This is a genomic window from Avibacterium paragallinarum, from assembly GCF_011765605.1.
Classification (GTDB): Bacteria; Pseudomonadota; Gammaproteobacteria; order Enterobacterales; family Pasteurellaceae; genus Avibacterium; species Avibacterium paragallinarum.
On the sequence record NZ_CP050316.1, the window covers coordinates 1927585 to 1948799 of the forward strand.

19 protein-coding genes are annotated in these 21215 nt (G+C 41.2%); 9 read left to right on the forward strand and 10 right to left on the reverse strand.

Translation table 11 applies throughout. The features are described 5' to 3' along the window. Positions 1 to 95 precede the first annotated feature (95 nt). Positions 96 to 1175, forward strand: a complete 1080-nt coding sequence (locus tag HBL79_RS09310; protein ID WP_167316920.1) for a Fic family protein — start codon at positions 96 to 98, stop codon at positions 1173 to 1175. A gap of 120 nt (positions 1176 to 1295) precedes the next feature. Here the strand turns inward: HBL79_RS09310 and HBL79_RS09315 are convergent, their stop codons facing one another. Beyond that, positions 1296 to 2615, reverse strand: coding sequence for an NAD(P)/FAD-dependent oxidoreductase (locus HBL79_RS09315; RefSeq protein WP_046097236.1), 1320 nt, complete (start codon positions 2613 to 2615; stop codon positions 1296 to 1298). A gap of 253 nt (positions 2616 to 2868) precedes the next feature. Further along, on the reverse strand, positions 2869 to 4776 hold the full coding sequence (locus HBL79_RS09320; RefSeq protein ID WP_035686104.1) for a bifunctional 5-dehydro-2-deoxygluconokinase/5-dehydro-2-deoxyphosphogluconate aldolase: 1908 nt from the start codon (positions 4774 to 4776) through the stop codon (positions 2869 to 2871). 225 nt (positions 4777 to 5001) lie between these two features. On the opposite strand from HBL79_RS09320, the gene HBL79_RS09325 reads away from it, so the two are divergent. Beyond that, a complete protein-coding gene (locus HBL79_RS09325) occupies positions 5002 to 5841 on the forward strand; it encodes a MurR/RpiR family transcriptional regulator (protein ID WP_035686106.1) in 840 nt (279 codons plus the stop codon). Positions 5842 to 6165: 324 nt separating this feature from the next. Here HBL79_RS09325 and fbaA read toward each other — a convergent pair whose 3' ends face one another. The 3 genes from fbaA to HBL79_RS09340 all read right to left on the reverse strand — a co-directional run bounded on the left by fbaA (position 6166) and on the right by HBL79_RS09340 (position 9397). Beyond that, a complete protein-coding gene (gene fbaA, locus HBL79_RS09330) occupies positions 6166 to 7245 on the reverse strand; it encodes a class II fructose-bisphosphate aldolase (protein ID WP_017806342.1) in 1080 nt (359 codons plus the stop codon). A gap of 80 nt (positions 7246 to 7325) precedes the next feature. Continuing rightward, on the reverse strand, positions 7326 to 8495 hold the full coding sequence (locus HBL79_RS09335; RefSeq protein ID WP_035686108.1) for a phosphoglycerate kinase: 1170 nt from the start codon (positions 8493 to 8495) through the stop codon (positions 7326 to 7328). A gap of 161 nt (positions 8496 to 8656) precedes the next feature. Continuing rightward, on the reverse strand, positions 8657 to 9397 hold the full coding sequence (locus HBL79_RS09340) for a ribonuclease T2 family protein (protein WP_035686111.1): 741 nt from the start codon (positions 9395 to 9397) through the stop codon (positions 8657 to 8659). Between the two features lie 73 nt (positions 9398 to 9470). Between HBL79_RS09340 and HBL79_RS09345 the strand changes: the two genes are divergently transcribed. Then, positions 9471 to 9731 (forward strand): YfhL family 4Fe-4S dicluster ferredoxin, encoded by a 261-nt coding sequence (locus tag HBL79_RS09345; RefSeq protein WP_035686114.1) that lies wholly within the window; start codon positions 9471 to 9473, stop codon positions 9729 to 9731. A gap of 4 nt (positions 9732 to 9735) precedes the next feature. On the opposite strand, the gene HBL79_RS09350 is transcribed toward HBL79_RS09345, so the two are convergent. Beyond that, complete coding sequence (locus HBL79_RS09350; RefSeq protein ID WP_035686117.1) at positions 9736 to 10782, reverse strand: TrmH family RNA methyltransferase; 1047 nt, start codon at positions 10780 to 10782, stop codon at positions 9736 to 9738. A gap of 174 nt (positions 10783 to 10956) precedes the next feature. Between HBL79_RS09350 and pssA the strand changes: the two genes are divergently transcribed. Next, complete coding sequence (gene pssA / locus HBL79_RS09355) at positions 10957 to 12318, forward strand: CDP-diacylglycerol--serine O-phosphatidyltransferase (protein WP_035686120.1); 1362 nt, start codon at positions 10957 to 10959, stop codon at positions 12316 to 12318. A gap of 436 nt (positions 12319 to 12754) precedes the next feature. Here pssA and HBL79_RS09360 read toward each other — a convergent pair whose 3' ends face one another. The 3 genes from HBL79_RS09360 to HBL79_RS09370 all read right to left on the reverse strand — a co-directional run bounded on the left by HBL79_RS09360 (position 12755) and on the right by HBL79_RS09370 (position 15414). After that, the gene (locus HBL79_RS09360; protein WP_035686123.1) at positions 12755 to 13216 is read right to left on the reverse strand and encodes a DMT family transporter; all 462 of its coding nucleotides are present in this window, start codon (positions 13214 to 13216) and stop codon (positions 12755 to 12757) included. Positions 13217 to 13312: 96 nt separating this feature from the next. Further along, entirely contained in the window at positions 13313 to 13981 is a 669-nt protein-coding gene (locus tag HBL79_RS09365) for an NAD(P)H-dependent oxidoreductase (RefSeq protein ID WP_035686125.1), read from the reverse strand. A gap of 119 nt (positions 13982 to 14100) precedes the next feature. Beyond that, complete coding sequence (locus HBL79_RS09370) at positions 14101 to 15414, reverse strand: anaerobic C4-dicarboxylate transporter (RefSeq protein WP_035686128.1); 1314 nt, start codon at positions 15412 to 15414, stop codon at positions 14101 to 14103. A gap of 272 nt (positions 15415 to 15686) precedes the next feature. Here HBL79_RS09370 and HBL79_RS09375 point away from each other — a divergent pair, with 272 nt between their 5' ends. From HBL79_RS09375 to HBL79_RS09395, 5 genes are all read left to right on the forward strand, one after another. Further along, the gene (locus tag HBL79_RS09375; RefSeq protein WP_035686130.1) at positions 15687 to 16133 is read left to right on the forward strand and encodes a rhodanese-like domain-containing protein; all 447 of its coding nucleotides are present in this window, start codon (positions 15687 to 15689) and stop codon (positions 16131 to 16133) included. 17 nt (positions 16134 to 16150) lie between these two features. Next, entirely contained in the window at positions 16151 to 16657 is a 507-nt protein-coding gene (secB, locus tag HBL79_RS09380; protein WP_035686132.1) for a protein-export chaperone SecB, read from the forward strand. 88 nt (positions 16658 to 16745) lie between these two features. Then, the gene (gpsA, locus tag HBL79_RS09385) at positions 16746 to 17750 is read left to right on the forward strand and encodes an NAD(P)H-dependent glycerol-3-phosphate dehydrogenase (RefSeq protein ID WP_046097226.1); all 1005 of its coding nucleotides are present in this window, start codon (positions 16746 to 16748) and stop codon (positions 17748 to 17750) included. A gap of 1 nt (position 17751) precedes the next feature. Then, positions 17752 to 18543, forward strand: a complete 792-nt coding sequence (cysE, locus tag HBL79_RS09390) for a serine O-acetyltransferase (RefSeq protein WP_046097227.1) — start codon at positions 17752 to 17754, stop codon at positions 18541 to 18543. Positions 18544 to 18554: 11 nt separating this feature from the next. After that, positions 18555 to 19373, forward strand: a complete 819-nt coding sequence (locus tag HBL79_RS09395; RefSeq protein WP_046097228.1) for a shikimate 5-dehydrogenase — start codon at positions 18555 to 18557, stop codon at positions 19371 to 19373. 87 nt (positions 19374 to 19460) lie between these two features. Here HBL79_RS09395 and HBL79_RS09400 read toward each other — a convergent pair whose 3' ends face one another. Further along, positions 19461 to 21107: a phosphoethanolamine transferase gene (locus HBL79_RS09400; RefSeq protein WP_082082219.1), complete on the reverse strand. Its 1647-nt coding sequence runs from the start codon at positions 21105 to 21107 to the stop codon at positions 19461 to 19463. Positions 21108 to 21215: the final 108 nt, after the last annotated feature.

A 21215-nucleotide genomic window follows, 5' to 3' on the forward strand; every position in this document is an offset into this window, starting at 1 on the left:
AATCTGTGCACGTCTTGAAAACATACACAAGAAATGCAAAAATTTGTGCATGTTATCCTGATATACACAAAATGATTAAAATAAGTGAGTAATAAATGAGTACAGAAAATTATCAAATCCCCGATCTTTTCAATTTAGGGGAATTAGAGAATAAATCCATACTTAAAGCAAGTAATTTAGCCCATCAAGCACTAGGAGAACTAAAAGGTGTTGTACAAACGATGCCTAATCAGAATATTTTACTTGGTACATTACCTTTACAAGAAGCAAAAGAAAGTTCTGAAATTGAAAATATCATTACTACACAAGATGATTTGTATCAAAGTAATTTTGCGACGCAACAATTTAGTTCAGCTGCGGCAAAAGAAGTTCATCATTATGCTCAAGCAATGGAGTTAGGTTTTAATGCGGTCCGTTCCTCTAGATTAATTACGCTCAATACAATCAAAGCGGTGCAAGCTAAATTAGAGGGAAATAATGCAGGTTTTCGTAAACAAAAAGGCACTGGTTTAATTAATCAAATAACGAAAAAAGTCGTTTATATGCCACCGCAACACCCTGATTTGATTGAAAACTATATGTCAGATTTAGAGAAGTTTATTAATGATTCTGCTCAAGTTGATTACGATCCGCTTGTTAAAATGGCATTAATTCATCATCAATTTGAGAGTATTCACCCATTTTATGATGGTAATGGCAGCACTGGACGTATTATTAATATTCTCTATTTAATTCAACAAGATTTATTAGAAACCCCTATTTTATATCTTTCTCGTTACATTAATCGCAATAAAGCAGAATATTATCGCTTATTACAAGAAGTAAGGGATTCACAAAGTTGGGGGAAATGGATTATTTTTATGCTCAAAGGTATTGAAGAAACCGCTAAGCAAACCATAATTTTAATAAAAAAAATTAAGCAATTAATTCAAAAACATAAACAAAAAATCCGAAGCGAATCATCTGGGATCTATAGCCATGAATTAATTAATAATCTTTATAAACACCCTTATACAAAAATTGATTTTGTTGCACAAGATTGCCAAATTCATCGAAATACGGCTGCAAAACGTTTAGATAAATTAGTGCAATTAGGTATCTTAGAAAAAGTGAAAATTGGCAAAGAGAATTTTTATATCAATGTTGAATTATATCAATTACTCATTGAAGAATAACCGTTTAGCTGATTTTGAGAGATTTATGAAAGACTTCATCGCTCACAAAAATTAGCAATCATATTCTAGAATAAATAAAAAGTGCGGTGGAAATTCATAAAAATAACACCGCACTTATATTTAATGCAATTTTAGCATTGGCTTGAGAATACGATTAATGCGTCCAATTAAAATCATTAATCCTGTTTTTATGCAACCAAATAAGGCGTGTTGGTGCATTCGATAAAGGGAAAGATAGGCAAGGCGAGCAAATAAGCCTTCAATCATCATTTTGTTATCGAATAATGCTCCCACTGTGGTGAATTTAGAAAGGGAGACCAATGAACCTTTGTCGTTGTAGTGGAAATCTCGCAAGGGTTTATGTTGGAAAATCGCAACTACATTTTTGGCACAGACTTTCGCCATTTGGTGTGCAGCTTGAGCACGTGGCGGCACAGGTGTGCCATTTTCCTGCATAAGGAAAGCACAATCGCCAATAGCAAAAATACTCTCATCTACGGTGCTTTGTAAGGTGGGTTTGATCTCAATTTGATTGTTACGATTTAAGGCTAAACCATCAAATTGTTGCGTTACTTTTGATACTCGTACACCAGCCGCCCACACCATTAAATCGGCTGCAATCACCTCGCCAGATTTGGTGACCAACCCTTGTGCGGTCGCTTCTACAATCATCGTATTCAGTTTAATTTTTACCCCAAGTTGCTCTAATTCTTCATACACCGCATTGGAGACTTTTTCTGGCAATGCGGGCAATAGGCGATTGCCTGCCTCAATTAGCGTAACCTGTAAACAGCTTGTATCAATATCGCCATAGCCATAATGAAAAAGGTATTTCGTCGCACTGTATAACTCAGCGGTAAGCTCCACGCCTGTAGCCCCCGCCCCTACTATGGCGATATTAATTTTGCCTTCTTCGACCAAAGGCTGTTTCTGGCTTTCTTCACCGATGTCATCTAGCACTCGATTTTCTGAAAAACGTAAAAAGAGTGAAAGCATTTTATTTTGAAAACGCTGTGCCTGTTCGGCGTTATCTAAGAATATGCAATGTTCCGCCACGCCTTTCGTGTTGAAATCATTAGATTTACTGCCGATGGCAATCACTAGATAATCATAAGGAATACGGCGAGCAAGTACGATCAGCTCACCTTCTTGGTTCGTCATTGGGGCAAGTTCAACATATTTATTCGTACGATCAAGACGGGTGATGGTGCCTTGTTCAAAGTGGAAATGGTTTTGATAAGCCTGAGCTCGATAGCTTACCGCATCGGTTCCCACATCAAGTGTGCCAGTTGCCACTTCGTGTAATAGGGGTTTCCACAAATGTGTGGCATTGCGGTCAATTAAGGTAACTTTCGCTTGTTTGCCTAATTTATTGCCAAGAGAAGTCGCAAGTTCTAAGCCACCAGCTCCGCCTCCGACAATCACAATATTTTTTTGCATAAAGGTTCCTAATAAAAAATGTAAATAAAAATAAGAAATAAACATTTTCCTTTGTTGATTTCTTATTTTTACTTTAGAAGCAGGATTATAAGCGTTCGTGATGAAAGGATAAATAACGCAAAGGAAGTTTTATTAAAAAAATGTTAAAAAAATATCGTTTTGATTGTTATTGGTTTGATGTTAAGCAAGGTGACAAAATAGCTAAGCGAGCCCAATCTGCTCGCTTAGTTTTAGGGGGAAAATAAAGTGCGGTTTAATTTTTACGATTTTTCCATAATTGAATTAAGCGTTTGTAACGTTCTGATACGGCTTGAATTAGCTGTTCATCAGAAAGTTCGCCCGCTAGCCACTGGGCGGAAGGCTGACCGAAAATGGTTCGCCCAACGGCAAATCCTTTAACGAGTGGTGCATTCGCTGAGGCGTTGAAAACTTGTTTGAAGGTTTCTTCTGGGGCATCTAAGCCTAAAATTAAAATGCCACGGCAATAAGGATCGTTTTGTTCAATTACTTGGCTGATCGCTTGCCATGCCTGTGCAGACACGCCTGGTAATTTCCACCAATCCGGTTTCAGCCCAATCGTGTAAAAATGTTTTATCATTTCGGCATAGTGATTTTCATTCTGTTCCATATCTGCAGGCAAGATGATTTCTAATAGCAATTCGTGTCCTGTTCGACAACAAGTTTGATAGACCTGTTTGAGCATTTCATCTTGTTCTGCTCGCAAAGCTACACTATCCGCAGGATGATAGAAGGCAAGGCATTTCACCACATGTTCAGCGGGCCAACTGATTAACTGACTACCTAAATCGCCGTGCTCTAAACGTAATGGTCGGGAGGAAGGCAATTCAATAGGGCGACCAATCCACCAACCTTTTCCGGTGATTTCGTTAAGTGCGGCTTGACCAAAAGTCGTATCGGCTAATACGCCGGCATATCCATTGGCAATTCCCTCTTGTTTCGCCGTTTGTTCTGCCGCTTGAAGTAGTAATTTTTTCAACGTTGGAATTTTGTTTAAATTTGCACCGCACTTCTCTGCCATCTCCACCAGTTGTTTGCGGTGATCAAAAGCGAAAATACAAAGATCCTTCCATTGCGTTTTACGCGTAGTTACGCGGTGCAAATGATTCAGTTGAGGATCAAGATCAGGGCGAGGTACATTTTCTGCTCGAGCAAGGTAATTATCAAGTTCGATCTTAGTTGGCATTGCAGGAGCACAGCCATGGCGAGAAACCACTAACGCCCCACAGGCATTTGCATAGCGACAACATTGTTCCCAACTTTCACCATTAATATAGCCTCGCAATAATCCTGACATAAAGGCATCACCAGCTCCCAAAACATTCAGAACCTCTACCCGTACCCCATACACATTGATACCACCATCTAAGTCATCAGGAATATCACCTTCAAATACAGAACATCCTAATGCCCCTCGTTTGCACACCAGTGTGGCCTGGCTCACTTTACGCACATTTTTTAGTGCGGTTAGCGTGTCAGTTGAGCCACCTGCAATATGAAATTCTTCTTCTGTACCAACTAACACATCAAAATGATGCAATACTTCTTGTAAAGATTGTGTAACCGCTTCGGAATCAATATAACGCGTTTCCCCATCTCCCAAAGAAGTTAGCCCCCACAGAACAGGGCGATAATCAATATCAAGCAGCCGTTTTGTGCCATTACGTCCCGCATATTCTAAGGCGGTAAGTACGGCTTGGCGAGTTTTCGGATGAGACAAATGGGTTCCTGTTATCGCCAATGCTTTTGCGGAGGCAATATATTCTTCGTCAAAATCTTCTGCAGTAATCGCCATATCCGCACAATTATCACGATAGAATATTAACGGAAAGGTATCTTGATCTTTAATACCTAATACGACCAAAGCTGTGAGTCTATCTTTATCGGTAATTAAATGGCTGGTATCAACACCAACGCGTTGTAATTCTTCCCGTAAAAAACGCCCCATATGTTCATCACCAACCCGAGCGAGCATTGAGGATTTCACACCTTGCACTGCCGTGCCATATGCCACATTTCCTGAAGATCCCCCTAGATATTTGGCAAAAGAGGTAACATCTTCTAATCGGCAGCCTATCTGTTGAGCATATAAATCGACTGCTACGCGACCAAGACAAATGAGATCTAAAGTTTTTTCTTTCATAGTGTTTTTCCTTAGTGATAATGCCATCACAAAATACTTAACTCATAAAGTCATAGCCAAATTAAAACATACATTTCAAAAATGTCATTTTTTGAAATTAATATTTGAGAGGTAGATCACAAAGATTTTGCTATTTTAGCTTTGATCAAAGAACATTCTCTATTCAAATAGTTTTTTTACGATTATACTTTCCATAATAAAATATTTATTTCGTTAGGATCTAAAATGCAAACTAATTCTCAACTCGTTCAACTACAAAATGAAATTCGGGCCCGCTACAATAATTTGAGTAAACGATTAAAACAAGTAGCACAATATGTGCTTGATAATAGCAATAGCGTTGTCTTTGATACCGTTGCAACAATTTCACAACGAGCCAATGTACCACCCTCCACGCTGATTCGTTTCGCCAACGCGTTTGGCTTTAGTGGTTTTAATGAAATGAAACAAATCTTCCGTGAAAATTTGATGGAAGAAACGGCTAACTATACGGAGCGATTACAACTTTTTCGCCAGCTTGAGCCCGATCAAACGCAACAAGAAAGTGCTGTAGATATTTTGAATATTTTTTCTCAAGCTAATCATCAAGCCTTACAGCAGCTAGCAAACAAAACTTCAGAACAGCAAATACAACAAGCCGTAGACATCCTCAATAATGCCAACAATATTTTTATTATCGGCTTAAAGCGTTCCTTTAGTATTGCAAGTTATTTGGATTACGCCTTGCACCATCTAGATTGTCGTTCATTTTTGATTAATGGATTAGGAGGAATGTTTGATGAGCAACTTAATTTAGTGAAAGAAGGAGATGCGGTTATCGCTATTAGTTTTTCTCCCTATGCTAAAGAAACCGTGGACATTATGCACACTACATCAAAAAAAGGCATCAAACAAATTGCCATCACTGACAGCCAAATTAGCCCACTAATTGCTTTCAGCGATGTTTCTTTTGTAATTAAAGAAGCTCAAGTTCGAGGTTTTCGTTCTCAATGTGCAACAATGACGTTAGTCCAAACACTTGCCATCACCTTAGCATTAAAAAAAGAATTATCATCATTAAACTAACTATTGAATTCTATTTCTGAGTGAGAAACGGATTTTATTATAACAAGAGGAAAAAATTTTTTTCTGAGCCTTTTTATTTCTACACTTTTGGCTACACTTACTTAAAACAAAAAGGACTGTTTTTTAACTTCTATTTCAAATTCAAAGGCTTAACACCTTAAATCATAAGGTATTAAGCCTTTTTTAATAGCTATTTTGCCTATTCCACCGTTTTCTACTACACCAAATATTTTTACTTTACTCAGTTACATAAAACTGGCTTTTCTAGTGTAAATATATTGAGTCGTTATTCCGCGTGAAGCAAAATATTAATTAGATTACTCATTATAAAACATCAACGCAATTCAAATCTTGGAAAGATTTTTCTAAGCGTTTAGACATTGATTCTTCAGATTTGCGTAACCAAACGCGTGGATCGTAGTATTTTTTGTTTGGTGCGTCTTCACCTTCAGGGTTACCAAGCTGACCTTGAAGATAAGCTTCGTTGGCTTTATAGAAGTTTAAAATACCTTCCCACGCTGCCCATTGAGTGTCGGTGTCGATGTTCATTTTCACTGCACCGTAGCTGATTGCTTCACGGATTTCTTCAGTTGATGAACCAGAACCGCCGTGGAAAACGAAATCTAATGATTTTGGTGGAAGACCACGTTCTTTAGAAACGAATTCTTGTGATGCGCCTAAAATTGAAGGTTTTAATTTCACGTTACCTGGTTTGTAAACCCCGTGTACGTTACCAAATGCCGCAGCAATGGTGAAACGTGGGCTTACTGGGTTTAATTGATCGTAAACGTAAAGTACGTCTTCAGGTTGAGTGTATAAACGAGATTCATCAACATCAGAGTTATCTACGCCGTCTTCTTCTCCACCTGTGATACCGATTTCAATTTCAAGAGTCATACCCATTTTGCTCATACGCGCAAGGTATTCACGGCAGATCGCCATATTTTCTTCCATTGGCTCTTCAGAAAGGTCGATCATATGTGATGAGAAAAGTGGTTTGCCTGTTTCAGCGAAATGTTTTTCACCCGCTTCTAATAAGCCGTCAATCCAAGGTAATAATTTTTTCGCTGCGTGGTCAGTGTGAAGAATTACTGGCACACCGTATTCAGCAGCTAATTCGTGAACGTGTTTTGCCCCTGCAATTGCACCCAATACATCAGGACGCGCGCCGCTTGCTGGTTTAATGCCTTTCCCAGCGTAGAATTGCGCACCGCCGTTAGAGAACTGGATAATTACAGGCGCTTTAACGCGTGCTGCGGTTTCTAATACGGCATTCACAGAGTCTGTACCCACGCAGTTTACTGCTGGGATTGCGAAATTGTGTTCTTTTGCATAGTTGAAAACTTTTTGTACATCATCGCCTGTTAATACACCCGGTTTTACGATGTCTAATAATTTTGCCATTTTTCTGTTTCCTATTGTTATGTTAAGAGATTTCCGTATGAAAAGGGCGTACTGCACAAGCTACGCCCAATATCATTTAATTAGTTTTTCGCACGTTTTTCTAAGATTTCAACGGCTGGTAATACTTTGCCTTCTACGAATTCTAAGAACGCACCGCCACCAGTTGAAATGTAAGAAATTTTATCTTTGATGCCGAATAAATCAATCGCCGCAAGGGTATCACCGCCACCTGCGATAGAGAATGCACCGTTTTCTGTTGCTTCTACAATGGCATCAGCCACGACTTTTGTACCATTACGGAAGTTAGGGAATTCAAACACGCCCACTGGCCCATTCCAAAGAATAGTTTTTGCGCTTCTAATGATTTTCGCTAATTCTTCTGCGGATTTTTCGCCAATATCGAAGATAGATTCATCGGCTTTAATGTCATCAACAGATTTTTCAATCGCTGGCGCAGTTTCAGAGAATTCTAAGCCTACACGCACATCTGTTGGCACTGGGATTTGTGTTGCTTTTGCTAAGCGTTGTGCTTCAGGGATTAAATCTGCTTCATATAAAGATTTACCCACATCTTTGCCTTCTGCTGCGATGAAAGTATTTGCGATACCGCCGCCAACAATCAGTTGATCCGCCACTTTAGAAAGGGAATCTAACACGGTTAATTTGGTAGAAACTTTTGAACCACCCACGATCGCTAACATTGGGCGTTGTGGTTCTTTCAAGGCTTTACCTAAGGCATCTAATTCCGCCGCTAATAATGGGCCTGCACAGGCGATTGGGGCAAATTCAGCCACGCCATAGGTTGAAGCTTGCGCACGGTGTGCTGTACCGAATGCATCCATTACGAATACATCACAAAGTGCGGCGTATTTTTTACCTAATTCTGGATCGTTTTTCTTTTCGCCTTTGTTGATACGCACGTTTTCAAGTACAACGATTTCACCGTCATTCACTTCTACGCCGTCTAAATAATCACGTGCTAAACGCACGTTAAAACCTGCGTCTTTTAAATAATCAACCACAGGTTGGAGGGAATCTTCAGGTTTAAATTCGCCTTCGGTTGGGCGACCTAAGTGAGAGGTAACCATCACTTTCGCACCTTTTTCAAGGGCGAGTTTTAAGGTTGGAATGGTTGCTTGAATACGCGCATCAGACGTTACTTTGCCGTCTTTTACTGGCACATTCAGGTCGGCACGAATAAATACGCGTTTACCTGCTAAATCTAGGTCGGTCATTTTAATTACTGACATAATTTACCCTCTTTATATAGTTTAAAAATAAATAATCACTGCGTGGCATTATACCTAGTTATCGCCAGCTTGTAACTGCTTTAGATCAAATTATCTGCGGGATTTTTTCGCTTTTAAATTAATTCCATTAAGTTATTTCAAGCCAGACTTAGAACCTTATATTAGCGAGGACAATCCATCACTTGCCACTGCAAATCATAACAAATAAATAATTCATTATGGCTTGCCCGCAAATACGCCCCTTTTAAGTGTGGATTGTGCTTTTTCAGCCACGCAAACAATTCTTTACGCGACATATTTTGATCGGGTAGCGTTAAAGTGCGGTATAAATTTTGCTGTTTTTCAAAATAGGCATTGGCATTATTGAATGCACAAACCCCGTGCTTTTCCCATTCGCCTTGTAATAAATTCGCACTCGGGCTATCAGCTAAATATTTTTTGATAATTGCGGGATCAACCATCGGCAAATCGCCCTGACAAAAACGCGGATGATCGCTAACCGAACGCGCATTGGCATTTTGCGGCCATAAGCCGTGGATCACCCAGCCATATTGCTGTGTACCACATTGGCTCATTAAAGATTGCGGCAAGTTACCGTTATAACGTTCTTTTTGTGCTTGGCAAAACCCCGGCGACCAAGACAACGCCAGCATATAATAATCCACTGGTGCGTTTTTGTTTTGCCCAATGGCATCATCACGCATTACATAATCATAATTCTCGCCAAGTTGCACTTGCGTGTTTTGTTGTGCTGACGTTTTTGCTTGATTTTGTTGAGATTGTGCTGTGGGTTCAGGTTTGTTTGTTTTCTCAGTAGGCTGAAAATAATTCCAAATCAATGCAATGCCTGCAATGATTAATGTGCCTACAAAAGAAAGTCCTTTACTGTTTTTCTTGCTCATTTTGTTTTGCCTATTTAATTTTCCTTGCCGATTCTTTATAATCTCGCCCTTTCAATGATTTTACGGGGAATTTATGGCACTTTTAATTACAGATAAATGCACAAATTGCGATATGTGCTTGCCAGAATGCCCCAATGATGCCATTTCCGTAGGCGATGACATTTATGTGATCGATCCCAATCTTTGCACCGAATGCGTGGGGCATTATGATACCCCAACTTGCCAAAAAGTTTGCCCGATTAGCAACTGCATCAAGCCCGATCCCGATCATCAAGAAAGCGAAGCCCAATTGTGGGAACGCTTTGTGTTAATTCATCATTCCGATCAGTTATAGCGATTTAAAGGGTTTTCTCCGCCCATTTTGCCAATAACACGCCCGCTGCCACCGCAACATTCAAGCCTGCTTTCAGCGGATTGGCAAGGGATAAATTCACTACTTCATCGTGATTTTCTGCCAAATTTTCACCCGCACTTTCGCTTAAAACAAAGACCACTTTATCACTCAATTTCAGCTGAGCGAACGGTTTCGCCTGCTTGCTTTGGCTTAAATGCACGATTTGATAGCCTTTTTCACGCAATTTTTCTAACGCTTGTTCACTGCTATCGACAAGCAAAGTATGCAAATATTCTGCACCACCTTCTGCCACACGCATTGCTGCGGCAGAATTTAGCAAATCGGATTCGCTTAATACTAAACCTTTCACGCCATAGACCGCACAAGTTCGCACGATCCCACCAATATTATGTGCGTTATGCACATTATCGAGTAAGATCAACGCATCTTTTTCACGCGGAATATCCAAATAACCGCTCAATGTAAAATGACGTGGCTTTTTCACTAACATACAAATGCCGTTGTGATGCTCCGTGCCACTCACTAGTGCAAGCTCTTTGCTATCCACAACGTGATAGACTTTTTTATTCGCCGCCAAATAGCTAAATAACTCGCCCACACGGTGTGCCATTTCCACGGTTGTCCACACGCGAACAATGCTTTCAGGGCGCTCAGCAAATAACGCAAGGCACGTATTTTCGCCATACACTTTCATTTCTTCTGCACGATTTTTTTTGATTTTTTCTGGTGCTCGAGGGGAAAGCGGGCCGGTTTTTTTCTGTTTTTCTTTCACACCAGTGCTTTTTATCACCACTTTCACATTGGCTGTACCGCGCGCATTTCCCATCGTTAATTCTGTGCGTTGTTGCACTTTTTCCGCGGATTTTGTCGGTGTTCTTTCACGCGAGAAAGTGCGTTTGTCGTCCTTTTTGCCACGGGAAGAATGAGGGGAAAAGTGCGGTGCTTTTTTATCTTGTTTTTCGCCAGAATAGCGTTCATTGAAGCGTTTGCTGGAATCTGCTTGCTGGAAAGTCGGTTTTTTTGCGTTCATTTTATGTTGCCAAATTGTGATGAATGTGAGAAAAGTGGGTAAAAAAGCACCGCACTTTATGGGAAAATGTGAGCATTATAACGAAAAAATATCTTTTTTCTACCAAGCCAAGAAGTAAATATTGTAAACTACAAGGCTGAAAAAAATGGATTATCAAAATTAGAGTAAAAAATTATGTTGATAAATAAAACGAAAAGGGCGGAGGAAAATTTGCAAGCCTTGCCAAGTTTGGCGTTACAACCCTCGCAAATTGATTTTCTTCATCACCCTGCGGAATTTAAGCAACAAATTATCCAGCTTATTCGTGAAGCAAAAACACGCATTTATATCACCGCACTTTATTGGCAAAATGACGAAGCGGGGCAAGAAATTTTAAATGAAGTGTTTGCCGCTAAAAGCCGTAATCCCGAGCTTGAGGTGAAAATTTTTGTCGATTGGCATCGCGCGCAACGTAATTTGCTTGGCGCAGAAAAATCTGCCACCAACGCAGATTGGTACTGCGAACAACGAGCCATTCATCAATATGGTGAACACGCCCATTTGTTTTTCGGCGTGCCGGTAAACACCCGTGAAGTATTTGGCGTGTTGCATATTAAAGGCTTTATTTTTGATGATACCTTGTTATACAGCGGTGCAAGCATTAATAATGTGTATTTACAGCAAAATGAAAAATACCGCTACGATCGTTATCATAAAATCACCCATTCCGCCCTTGCGGATTCAATGGTGAATTTCCTACAACAATATCTATTGAGTAATCAAGCGGTGTTGCCATTGGATAATGCTGAACGTCCAAAAACCAAAGAAATTCGCCAGCATATTCGTGCTTTCCGTAAAGGCTTGGCAGCAGATGGGCAGTATAAGTTTGTCAACGAAGAAAATTCTGGCTTAAAAATCACCCCACTTTTTGGCTTAGGCGGTGGTGCAAACCTGCTTAACCGTACGATTGAAGATCTTTTCCAGATCGTGCAAGAAAAATTGGTGATCTGCACACCATATTTTAATTTTCCACGTCCATTACAACAAAAAATCCGCCGTTTATTACAAAAAGGCAAGCACATTGAAATTATTGTGGGTGATAAAACGGCGAATGATTTTTACATTCCACCTTCTCAGCCGTTCAAAATGGCAGGGGCATTGCCTTATTTATACGAAAGCAATCTTCGCCGTTTTAGCCAAAAGTTTGAAGCACAAATTACCCAAGGGCAACTGGTGATCCGCACTTGGAAAGACGGCGAGAACAGCTATCACCTAAAAGGCGTGTGGGTGGACGATAGCCATATTTTATTAACTGGCAACAACCTAAACCCACGCGCTTGGCGTTTAGATGCAGAAAATGGCTTGCTCATTCAAGATCCAAACCAACAACTCGCCTCACAGGTTGAACAAGAACTCGCCACCATTCGCCAGCACACCACCCAACTCAAGCATTATTCAGAGCTGGAAGAACTGGCACAATACCCTGAACCCGTGCAAAAACTACTAAAAAAATTCGCCCGCATTAAAGCGGATAAATTGGTGAAGATGATTTTGTAAGGTGGCTAAATCTCCCTAAGTTTTCAAATATTTGCTATCTTTCAAATCTCCGTTGTTTTTCAATTCTCCCCTAATCCCTCTTTGCTAAGGAGGGGGATTTCTTGGGCATCATTCACAAATTTCTTAGCGATATTGTTTGCATTTTTATGTGCATAGGTAGGATGAGGCTTCAGCCCAAAATCAGGTCATCAAAGGGAATAAATTACATTAAATGATGGGCTAAAGCCTATTCTACGTTTTGTTGTTGTGGATATATCTTTCAGGCGGACACATAGGTCCGCCACTACATTTTGTTGCGATGAGAAAATTCAATAAAACAAAAAGTGCGGTGGTTTTTTCGAGATTTTTAACTTTATTGCTTTTTACCAGAGAGCTTAAACACGTTTCGATCCAGCCCCCCTCTTTAGTAAAGAGGGGTTAGGGGAGATTTGAAGCCCTATCCAAACAATCTTTTCCCAAAGAAAAACAGCACCAAGCCTAATCCCATAAACACAAAGCCGATGAGTTGCCAGATTTGGATTGGGCGGGCGGTCATTCCGATTAAGCCGAAATGATCGATGATGGCGGCGGCGATGAGTTGGCCGACAATAATGAAAAAGAGCATATTGGTTACGCCCATTTTCGGAGCAAGGAAAATGGTGGTGAACACCACTAACGCCCCCAGTGGGCCGCCGAGAAGTTTCCATAGGGGTTGTTTTGGCACTTGTTGCAAGGCGGTGAAAAGATCTGCCTTCCACCAGCAAATGAAAAAGAGCAACAATGTTCCTGTTGCGAAGGAAATTAAGGCGGCGACAACAGGTTGCCCCATTAATGAACCAGCTAATTGGCTATTAATGGCGGCTTGCGTGGCAAGGGCGACACCGGCACATAGGGCAATCAGAATAAAAGAAATTAGCATAATTGTTCCGAGATTTTTTAGAAAAGAAACGTTGAGAAATTTACACCGCACTTTATCTTTGTGAAAATGAAAGTGCGGTGCGAGTTTTGCGGATTTTTATTTCACCCACTCCACCACGTCATCAAAGGCTTGGCGTGTTTTTTCTCTTGGTTCGTTTAATCGATAGCCGAAGGCTGCCATTACGCTAAGTTTGTATTCTTCCGCGTTGTATAGCCCCTCTGCCACGAACAGATCATTCATTTTTTCCAGCGGGAAACCTTCAATCGGGGTGCTGTCGATACCGATCATTGCGGCACTGGTCAGCATATTACCGAGCGCGATGTAACTTTGGCGGCACGCCCAATTATAGAAAGCAACAGGAGCTTGAGTTAGCCCGAAGTCGCTTTCGGTAAAAGTGCGGTAGAAATTTTGACGCATTTTTAACGCCTCTTCAGGGATATGATGCACATCACGCATCATATGTGGCACATAATCGCCATCAGCGAGCAGGGTTTGCGGTTGGCGGACAAGGATCACCACAAAATGGCTACAATCCATCACTTTATCTTTCGCCCCCCACGCATTATCGCGGATTAATTCTTTGATACGCGGATTTTCGATCACTAAGAATTTCCACGGCTCAAAACCGAAAGAACTCGGCGAAAGACGGGCAGTTTCTAAAATAAAACGGAAATCCTCATCGCTGATTTTTTTGCTTGGATCATATTGTTTGCACGCGTGGCGGAAATAATAAGCATCAAGAATTTGTTGTTTTGAAATAGTCATTGTGATTTTCCTTTTGCTAGGTCAAGTGGCGATATTATGCGGAAGTTTACGGGGGAATGCTAGATAAAAAAACTGAGCGATGATATCGCTCAGTTTAGAAAGGAAAGTGCGGTCTAAATTTACAATAAAATATTGGCGAATAATAAACCGAATGCCAAGCTAAATGCCATACTTAATAAGCCTGGGAGCATAAAGCTGTGGTTGAAAATGTATTTTCCGATGCGGGTTGTGCCTGTGGTATCAAAGTCAATGGACGCAATGATTGGGCCGTAGTTTGGAATGAAGAAGTAACCGTTTACCGCAACGAACACGCCGATTAATACAGGGGCAGGAATGCCGAGTGCGATCCCAACAGGGAAGAGGGTGGCAACCGTTGCCCCTTGGCTATTTACTAACACAGAAAGCACGAATAAAGCGATGGCGAATGTCCAAGGTGCGGTTTCTACCAACACTTTCACGGTGTCTTTCACTTCGGTCATATGGGCTTGCATTAAAGTATCACCTAACCACGCGATCCCGAAAATGGCAATCACCGCACGCATACCCGCGTGGAATACTGAACCCTGTGTAATGGCGTTGCCGTTTGGTTTACAGGTTAAGATGATTAACGCACCCACGGTAAGCATTACGATTTCGATAGTGTGTGCCATTCCCATTGCTTTGCCGTCAAAGGCTGGGCGTAGGCTTGGGAATGCACCCATTAATACCACAAGTAATGCACCAAATAGGAATAATCCCACAGACAATTTTGCCGTTGGTTTTAATTGAATGTTATCTGGGTTTACGTCAGTGTGGTTTTCTTTTACATACTCAGGATCTTGTAATAAACGTTGATAATTCGGGTCGTCTTTTAATTCTTTACCCATTTTATTCACGAAAATACAAGCCACCGCTAAACCTAAAATGGTTGATGGCATTGTAACCATTAATACATCACCAAGGTGAATGCCTTGTGGTTCAAGATAAGCCACCACAGCCACCACTGCCGCAGCGATTGGGCTTGCAACAATAGCAAATTGTGATGCAATTACCGCCATTGAAAGTGGACGCTCAGGACGCACGCCGTTGTGGCGGCTGACTTCAGCAATCACAGGCAATACAGAGTAGGCAACGTGGCCTGTTCCTGCTAATACAGTGAATGTCCAAGTTACTGCTGGCGCAATAAAGGTGATGTATTTCGGGTGTTTACGCAAAATGTTGGTGGCAATTTTGATCATATAGTCTAAACCGCCTGCCGCTTGCATTGCTGCCGCTGCAGAAACCACCGCCATAATCATTAACATTACGTTAATGGGTAAGCCCGCTGGTTGTAAACCAAAGCCAAAAGAGAGAATAGCCAGCCCTGCGCCGCCCATTACTCCCAAGCCGATACCGCCAATGCGTGCACCAATCAAAATGCACACCAAAACGATGGCAAATTGGAGAAAAAACATAGTAAGACCTCTTATTAAGTTGTTAAATCTTGCGTTATTTGTGTAATAAAAAGTGGATTAATCTGAGAAAGAACCTTAATCCCTTTAAATCAATATTAATATAACAATAAACCTTATAGAGGGCTATCAATTAGCAATAATTTTTCGTGATTCTTTGATTTAAAATAAAGAGATTTTGTAAATCAAAAAATTATCGGACTTTACTTTGAAAGATCGAAAAAGTATGGTTATACTTAGACCTTTATATCCTAAACATAAATATAGAGAATCAAATGCAAGAATTTCTTCCTATGGCAACGGAATTTGCCAAAAATCATATGTTGATGGTAATTGCTTGGGTCGCTTTATTTGTAATGGTGATTTATTCCTACTTACAAGCGTTCACTAGCAAAGTGAAATTAATTGATAATTCACAACTAGTTAGTTTGATGAATAACCAAGATGCAGTGGTAATTGATGTGCGTACCCTTGATGAATTTGGGCGTGGGCACATTATTCACAGTATTAATCTTTTACCATCAGATATCAAAAAACAATCTCTTGGCAAACTTGAACAACATAAAAATACACCTATCATTGTTGTTTGTGAAACAGGAATGTCAGCATCGTCATCAGCTAACTTATTAATAAAACAAGGGTTTACTGATGTTTATACATTAAGAGAAGGGATTGCAGGTTGGCGTTCCGCGAATTTGCCATTAATCAAAAAAGATAAATAACTCAAGAGGAATCAAAAATGACCGAGCAAACTAAAGCAGTTGTAACTGAAGAACAGGATACACAAACTTCTGAAGCCATCTTACAAATCCAGCGTATTTACGTTAAAGATGTTTCTTTTGAAGCCCCAAATCTTCCAGCTATTTTTCAACAGGAATGGAAACCCCAACTTTCTTTTGATCTAAACAGTGAAACAACACAACTTGCAGATGATCTTTACGAAGTTTGTCTAAAAATTTCTATTGAAACCACTTTAGAAGAAAGTAAAGATGTTGCATTCATTTGTGAAGTACAACAAGCTGGGATATTTACTATTAGCGGCTTAGATGATCTTCAATTAAGCCATTGCCTAATGTCACAATGTCCAAATATGCTCTTCCCTTACGCACGTGAGCTTATCGCAAGCCTTGTAAATCGTGGTACATTCCCACCGCTTAACCTTTCTCCAGTGAATTTTGATGCATTATTTATGGAGTATTTAGAACGCCAACAAGCGGAAAGCGAACAACCAGAAAAATTGAATTAAGATTTAAATAGAAGTGGGGATATTCCCACTTCCTCGCTATTTACAAGCCAAACCAACATCGGCATTTCTTTCACTTATCTTCAGGAGAATGATGATGAGCGAGCCTATTAGCGTTATCGGAGCGGGGTCTTATGGCACAGCATTAGCCATCGCCCTCTCGCGTAATGGCTACCCCACCTATCTTTGGGGGCATAACCCCGAGCATATGCAACAGCTTGCACAACAGCGTTGCAACCAAGCCTTTTTGCCTAACATTCCCTTTCCTACGGCACTGGAAATTGAAAGCAAATTAGAAAGTGCGGTCAGAAAATCACGCGATTTACTCATCGTTGTGCCGAGCCACGTTTTCGGTGAAATTCTGGAAAAAATCCGACCGCACTTACAACCGCATCATCGCATCGTGTGGGCGACCAAAGGCTTAGAGCGGGATACAGGGCGTTTATTACAACAAGTGGCGGAAGAAAAACTCGGCACGCAATACCCCCTCGCAGTGCTGTCTGGGCCGACATTCGCCAAAGAATTAGCTGAGGGCTTGCCTACTGCCATCGCCCTCGCCTCGCAGGATCACGCCTTTGCCGAAGCCCTCCAAGCTCGCATTCATTGTAGTAAACATTTCCGCGTCTATCTCAATCAAGATATGACAGGTGTGCAACTGGGCGGAGCGATCAAAAACGTTATCGCCATTGGGGCTGGAATGTCAGACGGAATGGGCTTCGGGGCAAATGCACGCACCGCGTTGATCACACGTGGGCTGGCTGAAATTAGCCGATTGGGTGAATCTTTAGGGGCAAATCCTAACACCTTTATGGGAATGTCAGGGCTTGGCGATTTAGTGCTGACCTGCACGGATAATCAATCCCGCAACCGCCGCTTCGGCTTAATGCTCGGGCAAGGCAAAACCACCGAAGCCGCCTTAGCCGAAATAGGGCAAGTGGTAGAGGGTTTTTATAACACCAAAGAAGCCTATTTACTGGCACAACGGCAAGGGGTGGAAATGCCGATTACCGAACAAATTTATCAAGTGCTATTTTGTGGAAAAAATGCACAAGATGTTGTCGCGATCCTGCTCGGACGTGAACGAAAAGGAGAATAAAATGCCCGCTGAGGTTTGGACATTACTTCGCCAAGAAGCCAAAGAACTCGCCGAATGTGAACCAATGTTAGCGAGTTTTTTCCATTCCACGATTTTGAAACATCAAAATTTAGGCAATGCCCTGAGCTATATTTTGGCGAACAAACTGGCAAATCCCATAATGCCCGCGATAACCTTGCGAGAAATCATCGAAGAAGCCTATCAAGCCGAACCCGATATTATCGCCAGTGCCGCCTGCGACATTCGAGCGGTACGCCACCGCGACCCCGCTGTGGAATTATGGACAACGCCACTGCTTTATCTAAAAGGCTTCCACGCTTTGCAAAGCTATCGCATCACTCATTATTTATGGCAACAAAACCGCAAAGCCCTCGCCATTTATTTACAAAATGAAATTTCCGTTGCCTTTGATGTGGACATTCACCCCGCAGCAAAAATCGGCTGTGGCATAATGTTCGACCACGCCACGGGGATCGTCGTGGGCGAAACCTCCGTAATCGAAAATGATGTTTCCATTTTACAAGGGGTTACACTGGGCGGAACGGGCAAAGAGTCAGGCGACCGCCACCCGAAAGTGCGTGAAGGCGTGATGATCGGTGCGGGAGCGAAAATTCTCGGCAATATCGAAATCGGACGTTATGCCAAAATCGGGGCAAATTCCGTTGTGTTGCAAGCCGTGCCTGAGTTTACCACCGTAGCAGGTGTGCCATCAAAAGCCGTCGGCAAAGACAAAGCGGCAAAACCCGCCTTTGAAATGGATCAGTATTTTATTGATGACGATATTAATATTTAAAGGAAAGCAAAATGATTAACAAAGATACCCAATTATGTATGTCATTGGCAGGGCGACCAGGCAATACGGGGACATTTTTCCACAATTACCTCTACCAAAAACTCGGGCTAAATTTTATTTATAAAGCCTTTACCACAGAGAACATTGGTGATGCGGTGAAAGGCGTGCGTGCATTGGGCATTCGTGGCTGTGCGGTGTCAATGCCGTTTAAAGAAAGCTGTATGCCCTTTGTGGACGAAATTGATCCCTCCGCCCAAGCCATTGAATCGGTGAATACGATTGTCAATAATAATGGGCATCTCGTGGCATACAACACCGATTACATCGCCATTGCCAAATTAATCGAGAAATATCAATTAGATCGCAATGCCTCCGTGATTGTTCAGGGCAGTGGCGGAATGGCGAAAGCCGTTGTGGCAGCCTTTAAAAATGCGGGATTTAGCCAGCTCAAAGTCTATGCACGCAATCCTAAAACAGGGCGTTACTTGGCGGATTTATACGGCTATACCTATCTCCAAGATCTAGCAGAGCAACAGGCTGAGATCTTAGTTAATGTTACCCCGATCGGAATGAAAGGTGGTAAAGAAGAGCAAGATCTTGCTTTTCCCGCCGCAATGATAACGCAAGCCAATGTGATTTTTGATGTTGTCGCAATGCCAGCGGAAACCCCGCTTATTCAATATGCCCAGCAACAGGGCAAGCAAATTATTTCTGGGGCAGAGGTGATGACATTACAAGCGGTGGAACAATTTGTGCTTTACACCCACCAACGCCCAAGCGATGCACTGATTGAAGAAGCCGCCCAATTCGCCCGCTCTTCACAAAAATAGAGCTTACATAATAAAAAAATTGACAGTTATTCGTTAAAAAAACAATAACTATCAATTTAACCAACAAAATCTATTCCAATAACATTTTTAATGTGTTTTTCGACAACTTGCTAAAATATCTAGTGTCCTATTATAAATATTTGTGTTGAGTTCCATATCCATCATTCCAAGCACCGTGCTGAATAAATTATCGTGAGAATAATGTTGTGTGCTGGCGTTGTGGCGTAAGCAATCCAAGTCCACGCCCTCATTCTGTTTCCAGTTTTTTGAGAACCAGAAGATCATCGGCACGCGAGTTTGATAGGCTGGTGCAATGGCGTAAGGCGTGCCGTGCAAGTAAATACCGTTTTCGCCCAGAGATTCACCGTGATCGGAAACATAATAAATCGCACTTTCTAAATCATCGCGGTGTTCCAATTTTGCAATTAAGGTATTGAGGAAATTGTCGATGTATAGAATACCATTGTCATAAGTATTGACTAACTGTTCATTGCTACAAGTTTGAATTTGGTTGGTATCGCACGTTGGCACAAACTTTTTGAACTCCGGGGTGTAGCGTTCATAATAGGTTGGCCCGTGGTTACCAATGGTGTGTAAAATGAGTACGGTATCTTTCCCATCTTTGCCCGCTTGTGTAAGAATTTTATCCACATCAGGCCACATCACTTCATCTAAACATTCGCCGTCAGTACAATAATTTTTCAAGGTCGGTTTATTCGCTTGAATAGTTTCATTCGGCACGCGTAAGCAAACGCCTTTGCAATCACTGTTATTTTCCAACCAAAAAATATTTACTCCTGCACGTTGTAAAACATCAAGCAGGTTGTCCATTTTCTGAGCTTTGCCGGCATCATATTGATCCTTAGTCAAAAATGAAAACATACAAGGTACAGACACCGCCGTTGATGTGCCACAGCTCGACACGGAATTAAAATTAATCACCTCATCACCACGTGCAGCAAGTTTTGGCGTGGTTTGACGTGCATAGCCATTCAGCCCCCAGTTTTGCGCACGCGTGGTTTCGCCCACGACAATCACTGTTAAATGACGATAGGAATCAGGTTTATTCTGTTTTGCATCTAAACCAATATACTCATAAGGACGGTTAGCTTCACGTACTTGTTTCACTTTATTTACACTTGCACTAATAAAATTAGAGGGTAATAACAAGCTCATTTCTGATTTATTATTACGTACGAAAGAGGCGTAATCTTGATAAAATCCTTTAGCAATGCCCAAAATCACCACTCCCGAGAACAGAATTAAGCCAAGACGTACAACAGTTTCTTTCCACCAAGTGCGGTAATCAATCTTTACCATCACATATAAGAAAGCAGGTAAAATCCCAAATACCGCAATCCAAGTGAGGTATTGCCAAGTGAGCATTCTCATACTTTCAGCGGGCGTGGTTTGTAACACGTTATCTAGCATTTCTGAACTGAAATGCACATCATAAAAAATTTCTTGATAGCTGATCGCGGCACTGATTATCAATAAAATAGGCATAATCACTTTATGCAAAATCGGCAACGCAAAAATCTGAAAAACTGCATTAAGGGTGAAGAAAATGAATAAAGGAATGGTTAAGAGAAAATAATCTTCTGCCTTGCCAGTAAATGGGTGTAGGGTTAAGGCTTTGTTGTAAAAAGCAAAATTTAATACAAGGGTAAAATAAAACGCAACCAATGCAATTAAGGTTGAGCTTTTCAATTTTACGCGAGAAAACAACCGCACTTTTATCTCCTAGATAAGAATATTATTGATACAAAAGAGAATGATTTTTCCGCTCATTCCCAAAAATATAAAGCGTTATAAATCGCTCATATAGACTGGTAAAGAATG